General features: G+C 69.1%; 1 protein-coding gene. It reads right to left on the reverse strand.

Features of this window, described 5'->3' with window-relative positions:
- Nucleotides 1-1,010, reverse strand: a protein-coding gene (locus tag ACFFIC_RS30055; RefSeq protein ID WP_377057292.1) for an IS630 family transposase whose coding sequence is annotated in 2 segments (ribosomal slippage) — nt 1-524 and nt 524-1,010 — 1,011 coding nt annotated over the 2 segments. Because the reading frame shifts where the segments join, the coding sequence is not laid out codon by codon here. This gene is flagged as partial in the annotation.
- Nucleotides 1,011-1,039: the final 29 nt, after the last annotated feature.

The following is a 1,039-nucleotide window of genomic DNA, read 5'->3' on the forward strand; positions in this document are numbered from 1 at the left end:
GGGCGTGCTCATCAGCGTGGACCAGGCGTGACAGCAGGCATCCACGATGGCGTCGTAGCTCTCCCACACGCGGTGGCTGAGCAGGTTCTGGCGCAGGAACTCCCAGATGTTTTCGACCGGGTTCAGTTCCGGCGCGTATCGGGGCAGCGGCATTAGGCTGATGTTCTCGGGCAGGCGGAGCTTGGGTGAGGTGTGCCAGCCCGCGCCATCGAGCACGAGGACAGCGTGGGCGCCCGTGGTCACGCAACGGCTGATCTCGGCCAAGTGGATGTTCATCGCGTTCACGTTGACCTCGGGCAGAACGACAGCGGCGCCAACGGCGCGCTCAGGGCAGACCGCACCGAAGAGCCAGGCCCAAGTATAGCGGTGATCGCGCACGGCACGCGGGCGCGTGCCCCGTTTGGCCCAGATCCGTGTCAGCGTGCCCTGCTGGCCCACACGGGCCTCGTCCATGAACCAGACCTCAAGGGGTGTGCCGGGTGCGACCTCGCCGACGACGGCCTTCACCCGGTCAGCGAAGCCCCCCTAAAAGCCGCTTGCGCGGCAGGATCGCTCTGCGGGTGCTGTGGCCGGACCGAAAGACGGCGGAAGCGCAGCCTGGTCAGCAGCTTGCCCACCGTGCGCTCATGCAGGCTGACCCGGAACTCGCTCCTGATCCGCTCCTGCAGGTCGCGGCAGCGCCAGCGCACGACGCCATCCCGCTCCAGTTCCGGCCCCTTCTCCACCCAGCGGGCCACCAGATCCTCCTGCTCATTCGAGAGCCGCGGCGCCGGGCCCGGAGCACGCCGGTTCATCAGCCCGGCCGTCCCCTCGGCGTTGTAGCGGTGCACCCAGTCGCGCAGGGTCTGCCGGTCCATGCCACAGACTTCGGCCGCGTCCTCGCGGGAGTGCCCCTCCAGCACCAGCGCGATCGCCAGCATCCGGCGCGCCGCCTTTGCATCACGGCTCCGGGCCGCTGACCTCCGGAGCTCGGCAGCCGATAGATCCTGCCGCGTGATCGCCAACGCCATCCCAACCTCCCGAACCAACCGCCGGGAGG

This window comes from Muricoccus vinaceus, assembly GCF_042433125.1.
Classification (GTDB): Bacteria; Pseudomonadota; Alphaproteobacteria; order Acetobacterales; family Acetobacteraceae; genus Roseomonas; species Roseomonas vinacea.